Below are 6605 nucleotides of genomic sequence, written 5' to 3' on the forward strand. Positions count from 1 at the left end.
GGATGCCGGTGGTGCGGCGGGCGGGGCGGCCGGGGGCGCGCCGGTCACCGTACGGACCAGGCGGCGAGCCGCTCCCGCACCCAGGCGGCCACCGGGGCCACCCCATCCGGGCCCCGCAGGGACTGGAAGGTGACGGGCAGTCCGCCGCGCTGCTCGGCGGCGTCGCGGGCCATCCGGTCCAGGTCGGAGCCGACGTGGGGGGCGAGGTCGGTCTTGTTGACGACGAGCAGGTCGGCCGTGGTGACGCCGGGCCCGCCCTTGCGCGGGATGTCGTCGCCGCCCGCCACGTCGATGACGAAGATCTGGGCGTCGACGAGTCCGCGGGAGAAGGTGGCCGTCAGGTTGTCCCCGCCGGACTCGACGAGGATCAGGTCGAGCGGGGCCGTCTGCCGGTGGGCCTCCTCCAGTTCCTCCACCGCCTCCAGGTTGGCGGAGATGTCGTCGCGGATGGCGGTGTGCGGGCAGGCGCCGGTCTCCACAGCGGTGATCCGCTCCGGCGGCAGCACGGCCTCCCGCAGCAGGAACTCGGCGTCCTCACGGGTGTAGATGTCGTTGGTGACGACGGCCATGGACAGTTCGGCGCGCAGGGCCCGGCAGAGCGCGGCCACGGTGGCCGTCTTGCCGGAACCGACGGGGCCGCCGAGCCCGATGCGCAGGGCGCGGCGCGAGCCGTCCGCCCGGCGGGGGCCGGCGCTGTGGGTGTGGCGCTCGGGGTAGGCCGTGCCGTGGTCGAGGTGCATGGGGTGGGTCTCCGGTGGTCGTGGAGGTGGTCAGGAGGCGTGCGGGGGCGGCCGGGGCGGCAGGGGCCGCGGACATGCCGGGCCGTCGGGCCGTCGGGCCGTCGGGCCGACGGAGCGTCGGGGCGTCGGAGCGTCGGGGCGTCGGAGCGTCGGGGCGTCGGAGCGTCGGGGCGTCGGAGCGTCGGAGCGTCGGGGCGCCGGGGGCGTCGGGGCGTCGGAGCGTCCTCAGGACGCGAAGAGCCGTACCGGCCAGCCGGCGTGGTTCTCGGCCGCGATGTCCAGCAGCGGCGAGGAGGCCGCGGGCAGGGCGTCCGGGCCTTCGGCCCGGGCCCTGTGCGCGGCCCTCGCGGCCCGGTCGGCCACGTCGTCGAGCTCGGGGGCGAGGCGGGCCAGGACGCCGCTCGCCTCGAAGGGGTCCAGGCCGAGCAGCCGCACGGTCGCGGTGGCCGGCCCGCCGATGCTCTCGTACGCCGCCACGTGCGCGGCGTCCGAGGGCCCGAGCCCGGCCGCCCGGGCGGTGGCCCCGAGCACGACGGGCTGGTGAGCCCCGCGCGGGAAAGCCTCCGCGAGGGCATCGAGTTCGGCGGCGGGCCAGGTGGCGCGGGCTGCCCGCAGCAGTTGCCGGCCGAGCCGCCGGGCGGCGGTGCGCAGCGCGGGCGAGGGGGTGCGCGCGTCGGCGGCGGCGTCGAGCACGGCCGGGTCGAGCCCGAGGGCGGCGGCCGCGGTGAGGGCGGCGGCGGTGAGCCCGGCCGTGTGGAGGCGGCCCCGGCAGAAGTCCTCCAGGGAGGCGGCGTCGTGGATCCGGCCCGCCTTGCAGGCGGCCTCCGCCCCGCCGGAGTGGGCGTGCCCTCCGGCCGGGAAGCGGCCGTCTGCGAGCAGGAGCAGTGCGGCGCGGCCCATCAGAAGAGGAAGTACCGCTGGGCCATGGGGAGTTCCGCGGCGGGCGCGGGCTCCACGGCCTCGCCGTCGATGGTGACGGTGAAGGTGTCGGCGTCGACCTCGACCCTCGGCATGGCGTCGTTGTTGCGCATGTCCGCCTTGGTCACCTTTCTGGTCGTCTCGATGGGAACGAACTCCTTGCCGAGCGCAAGCCGTTCGGGCAGGCCGTCGTCGATTGCCGCCTGCGCGGTGAAGTTGACGGAGTTCCGTCCGGGCGCCAGGCCGCGACCGCCGAACATCGGGCGGGGCAGCACCGGCTGCGGGGTGGGGATGGAGGCGTTGCCGTCGCCCATCTGCGCGTACGCGATCTGGCCGCCCTTGATGACGGTCTCGGGCCTGACCCCGAAGAAGGCCGGGTTCCACAGCACGAGGTCGGCGAGCTTGCCGGTCTCCACCGAGCCGATCTCGCGTGCGAGCCCCTGCGCCACGGCCGGGTTGATCGTGTACTTGGCGACGTAGCGGCGGGCCCGGTGGTTGTCGGCGGGCCCGTCGCCGGGAAGGAAGCCGCGCCGGCGCTTCATCACGTGGGCCGTCTGCCAGGTGCGCAGGACGACCTCGCCGACGCGGCCCATGGCCTGGGAGTCGGAGGAGATGATGGAGATCGCGCCGAGGTCGTGCAGGACGTCCTCCGCGGCGATGGTGGAGGGCCGGATCCGGGACTCGGCGAAGGCGAGGTCCTCGGGGACGGCCGGGTTGAGGTGGTGGCAGACCATCAGCATGTCGAGGTGCTCCTCGACGGTGTTGACGGTGTGCGGCCGGGTCGGGTTGGTGGAGCTGGGCAGCACGTTCGGCTCGGAGACCACGGTGATGATGTCGGGGGCGTGGCCGCCGCCGGCACCCTCGGTGTGGTACGCGTGGATGGTCCGTCCGGCGACGGCGGCGAGGGTGTCTCCGACGAATCCGGCCTCGTTGAGGGTGTCGGTGTGGATGGCGACCTGGGCTCCGGTCTCCTCGCACACGCCGAGGCAGGCGTCGATCGCGGCCGGGGTGGCCCCCCAGTCCTCGTGGATCTTGAAGCCGAGTGCGCCGCCGCGCAGTTGGGCGTGCATGGCCTCGCGGGAGGTCGTGTTGCCCTTGCCGAGCAGGCCGATGTTGACCGGGTGGCCCTCCAGTGCCGCGAACATGCGGGCGAGGTGCCAGGAGCCCGGCGTGATGGTGGTGGCCTTCGTGCCCTCGGCCGGGCCGGTGCCGCCGCCGACCAGGGTGGTGATGCCGGAGGAAAGGGCCTCCTCGACGACGGTCGGGGAGATGAAGTGGACGTGCGCGTCGATGGCGCCGGCCGTGACGATCTTCCCGTTGCCCGCGATGACCTCGGTCTCGGGGCCGATGACGAGGGTGGCGTCGACGCCGTCCATGGTGTCCGGGTTGCCGGACTTGCCGATGCCGCAGATCCGGCCGTCGCGGATACCGATGTCGGCCTTGACGACGCCCCAGTGGTCGAGGACCACGGCTCCCGTGATCACCGTGTCGGGGGCGCCCTCGGCCCGGGTGGTGCGGGCCTGCCCCATGGATTCGCGGATGACCTTGCCGCCGCCGAAGACGGCCTCGTCTCCCGAGCGCCCCGGGCCGCCGCAGAGGTCCTCCTCGATCTCGACGAAGAGGTCGGTGTCGGCCAGCCGGATCCGGTCCCCCGCCGTGGGCCCGAAGAGGTCGGCGTACGCCCCGCGTTCCAGCTCAGCCATCGAGCGGCCCCCCGGTCTCCCCGCGCAGCCCCCACACGGCGCGCAGTCCGCCGAGCGGTACGAGTTCCACCTCGACCGGGATGCCCGGCTCGAAGCGGACGGCGGTGCCGGCGGCGATGTTCAGCCGGAGCCCGCGGGCGGCCGGGCGGTCGAAGTCGAGGCCGGGGTTGGCCTCGGCGAAGTGGTAGTGCGAGCCGACCTGGACGGGCCGGTCGGCGGAGTTGAGGACGGTCATGCGGGTGACGGGTCGGCCCTCGTTGAGGCGCACCGGACCGTCCCCGTGGACGATCTCGCCGGGGATCATGCGGCTGCCGCCCTTCAGACGATCGGGTCGTGGACGGTGACGAGTTTGGTGCCGTCCGGGAAGGTCGCCTCGACCTGGACGTCGTGGAGCATCGCGGGGATCCCCTCCATCACGTCGGCGCGACCGAGCACGGTACGGCCGGAGGCCATGAGCTCGGCCACGGTCCGCCCGTCCCTGGCCCCTTCGAGGATGTGCGAGGTGATCAGGGCCACCGCCTCGGGGTGGTTGAGGAGGAGCCCGCGCGCCTTGCGCCGCGCGGCCACGTCCGCGGCCACGTGGATGAGCAGTCTCTCCTGCTCGTGCGGTGTGAGGTGCACGCGTATCACCAGCTTCCAGGACGGGGTCGGTCGAGGGGCGAGGTGACCCTAACGGCCGTCAACTCTTTGTTGACCTGCGCATTTCCGAACCAAGCGGGTCTTGCCCAATGCAGAGGAAGGCTTTCCGTCCCGAGTACCGGCGCTTTGCCGGCGGATGGGCGATCATTGACGGAAAGCCGCGGACGCCCACGCTATGCGGCGCACTTTTCCACCGCGTTAACCCACGTTTCGGGCAGACACCCGGTTCGGCCTCCGCGCCGGCTTCAGCCGGTTCCGTATACGGGCAGCCGGGAGCCGCCCCCGAGGAGCCGCATGTCCCGCAATCCGGTACGCCACATCACCTTCGACGCCCTGGACCCTTGGGCAACCGCCTCGTTCTGGTCCGCCGTGACGGGCTTCCCGATCCACCCGGACGACACCGAGGGCGACGACGAGATCCTGCTGGACCCGGGGCAGCCGGGGGCGCCGGGCCTGCTGTTCATCCGGGTGCCCGGGGCCAAGTCGGTGAAGAACCGGGTCCACTTGGACATCGAGCCGCAGAACGGCACCCGCGACGAGGAGGTCGAGCGGCTGATCGGGCTCGGGGCGAGGCTCGTCGACGACCGGCGCCGGGAGGACGGCACCGGCTGGGTGGTGCTCGCCGACCCGGAGGGCAACGAGCTGTGCATCGAGCGGAGCGCCTCCGAGCGCGGCTGACGCGACGGTCGGGCGGCGGGCGCCGGTCGGCGTCAGCACGTGTCGGCGGTGTGGACCGGGGCCCCGGCCGGCCAGGGCAGGCCGATCCACACCGTCTTGCCGCCGTCGTCGGTGGGGGTGACCGAGAGCCGTCCGCCCGCCTCCGCGGTGAGCCAGCGGATGATGACCATGCCCCGGCCGTTGTCCTGCTGGACGGCGGCCGGGAGCCGCCGCGGCAAGCGCGGGTGGCTGTCGGTGACCCCGACCCGGAGCCACTCGCCCCGCTCCAGCCGGACGTCGACGGTGAAGGTGGGCGACTGCCCGAAGGTGTGCTGTACGGCGTTGGTCGCCAGCTCCGAGACGATCAGCCGGACACTGTCGGCGGTGTCGGCGTCGCTCGGCAGCCCCCATTCGAGGAGGACGTCCGCGACGTACCGGCGGGCGGTGGCGACCGAGGCGGGATCGCTCCGCAGAGTAACGGATGCTTCCTGGTGGTCTGCCATGGCGACGGTCCCTTTCCCACCGGAGCGGAACCGCCCCGGGTTTCTGCTGGACGCCAGAGTGCCACCCATCGTCCCGTGGGAGCGGCCGTTCACCCAAGATGTGCATATATCTGTCGCCCAATGCGGTGAACTCTGCTACGGAAGAGCGTATTTGGACGGCAGACTGGTGCGAGCTGTGCCGGTGGAAGGAGGCGGGTATGCAGCATGGCCCCGCGGTGCGTCGGCGCAAGCTCGGCGAGGAACTGCGCACCCTGCGCGACCGTACCGGACTCACCAGTGGCGAGGCGGCGCGCATCATGGGCTGGCACCAGTCGAAAATCAGCCGCATCGAAACCGGCCGGAGCGGCGTGAAACCGGAGGACATCGGCCGCCTGCTCGACGCCTACGGAGAGGTCGTCAGCCCCGAGCAGCGCGCCCTGCTGGAGGCCCTGTCGGTCTCGGCCGCCGGCCCCGGACCCGGCGGCAACGGCCGCGGCCGCCAGTGGTGGCACGACTACCGCGGCCTGCTCCCGCAGGAGTACCGGGACTTCATCAGCCTGGAGGCGGGGGCCCGGGCGGCCCGCACCGTGGAACTCTCCGTGGTGCCCGGCCTGCTGCAGACCGCCGAGTACGCCCGGGCCGTGACCCGCGCCGCGCTGGGCGGGCTGCCGGAGCCGAAGGTGGACGCGCTGGTCGACGTACGGCTGGCCCGGCAGGCGGTGCTGCGGGCCGATCCGCCGCTGGAGCTGAGCGCGGTCCTGGACGAGGCGGTGCTGCGGCGGCAGATCGGGGGGCCGGGGGTGATGGCGGCGCAGCTGCGGCACCTGGTGGAGGTGGCACGGCTGCCCCAAGTGCGACTGCAGGTGCTGCCGTTCAGCGTGGGGGGGGCATCTCGGCCTGACCGGACCGTTCGTCATCTTCTCATTTCCGAACATCGCCGATCTGGATGTGGTGGTACTCGACCATTTGACGAGTAGCCTCTATCTGGAGCGGAAGGAAGACCTCGAGGCGTACAGCGCCGCGTTCCGCACCATCCAGGCGCACGCCCTCCCGCCCCAGGACTCGTCGGATCTCATCAGCTCCCTGGCTGACGACGCGTAAGGAGGCACCCCCGTGTCCGCAACCCCCCTCTCCCCCGGCGGACTTCCGACCAGAGCCCGGTGGCGGCGGAGCAGCCGCAGTACCGGAATGAACAACTGCGTGGAGACCGCCGTTCTCGGCGGCGACCTGCTGGCCGTCCGCGACTCCAAGAGGACGGACGGCCCGGCTGTGCTCTTCACCGGGCCGGCCTGGGCGGGTTTCCTCGCCTCGGTACGGGCGGACCAGCCCGTATGACGTCCTAGGCAGTGTCTGACAAATGATCATCTGGCTGGTTCGCGGAGCCAGAGGACCAGCGAGGCCAGCACGACTCCGGCGCGGTAGCGGTCGGCGAGCTTGTCGTACCTGGTCGCGATCGCGCGGAACTG

General features: G+C 72.9%; 8 protein-coding genes and 2 pseudogenes. 3 read left to right on the forward strand and 7 right to left on the reverse strand.

Going from position 1 to position 6605, the window contains the following annotated elements:
• Positions 1-44 precede the first annotated feature (44 nt).
• The 5 genes from ureG to HYE82_RS32540 all read right to left on the reverse strand — a co-directional run bounded on the left by ureG (position 45) and on the right by HYE82_RS32540 (position 3982).
• The gene (gene ureG / locus HYE82_RS32520) at positions 45-740 is read right to left on the reverse strand and encodes an urease accessory protein UreG (protein WP_179177808.1); all 696 of its coding nucleotides are present in this window, start codon (positions 738-740) and stop codon (positions 45-47) included.
• 225 nt (positions 741-965) lie between these two features.
• Complete coding sequence (locus HYE82_RS32525; protein WP_179177809.1) at positions 966-1640, reverse strand: urease accessory protein UreF; 675 nt, start codon at positions 1638-1640, stop codon at positions 966-968.
• On the reverse strand, positions 1640-3361 hold the full coding sequence (locus HYE82_RS32530; protein ID WP_179177810.1) for an urease subunit alpha: 1722 nt from the start codon (positions 3359-3361) through the stop codon (positions 1640-1642). The genes HYE82_RS32525 and HYE82_RS32530 overlap by 1 nt, the downstream gene beginning before the upstream one ends.
• On the reverse strand, positions 3354-3665 hold the full coding sequence (locus HYE82_RS32535; RefSeq protein ID WP_179177811.1) for an urease subunit beta: 312 nt from the start codon (positions 3663-3665) through the stop codon (positions 3354-3356). Before HYE82_RS32535 ends, HYE82_RS32530 begins: the two co-directional genes overlap by 8 nt.
• Before the next feature lie 14 nt (positions 3666-3679).
• Positions 3680-3982, reverse strand: a complete 303-nt coding sequence (locus HYE82_RS32540; protein WP_179177812.1) for an urease subunit gamma — start codon at positions 3980-3982, stop codon at positions 3680-3682.
• A gap of 312 nt (positions 3983-4294) precedes the next feature.
• Here HYE82_RS32540 and HYE82_RS32545 point away from each other — a divergent pair, with 312 nt between their 5' ends.
• On the forward strand, positions 4295-4678 hold the full coding sequence (locus HYE82_RS32545) for a VOC family protein (RefSeq protein WP_179177813.1): 384 nt from the start codon (positions 4295-4297) through the stop codon (positions 4676-4678).
• Between the two features lie 32 nt (positions 4679-4710).
• Here HYE82_RS32545 and HYE82_RS32550 read toward each other — a convergent pair whose 3' ends face one another.
• Positions 4711-5160: an ATP-binding protein gene (locus tag HYE82_RS32550; RefSeq protein WP_179177814.1), complete on the reverse strand. Its 450-nt coding sequence runs from the start codon at positions 5158-5160 to the stop codon at positions 4711-4713.
• Between the two features lie 197 nt (positions 5161-5357).
• Between HYE82_RS32550 and HYE82_RS32555 the strand changes: the two are divergent.
• Together HYE82_RS32555 and HYE82_RS32560 are read left to right on the forward strand one after the other, a co-directional pair.
• Positions 5358-6240: pseudogene (locus HYE82_RS32555) on the forward strand (helix-turn-helix domain-containing protein).
• A gap of 12 nt (positions 6241-6252) precedes the next feature.
• A complete protein-coding gene (locus HYE82_RS32560) occupies positions 6253-6474 on the forward strand; it encodes a DUF397 domain-containing protein (RefSeq protein ID WP_179177815.1) in 222 nt (73 codons plus the stop codon).
• A gap of 4 nt (positions 6475-6478) precedes the next feature.
• Here the strand turns inward: HYE82_RS32560 and HYE82_RS32565 are convergent.
• Positions 6479-6605: pseudogene (locus tag HYE82_RS32565) on the reverse strand (IS5/IS1182 family transposase); the annotation flags it as partial.

This window comes from Streptomyces sp. BR123 (assembly GCF_013401435.1).
Classification (GTDB): domain Bacteria; phylum Actinomycetota; class Actinomycetes; order Streptomycetales; family Streptomycetaceae; genus Streptomyces.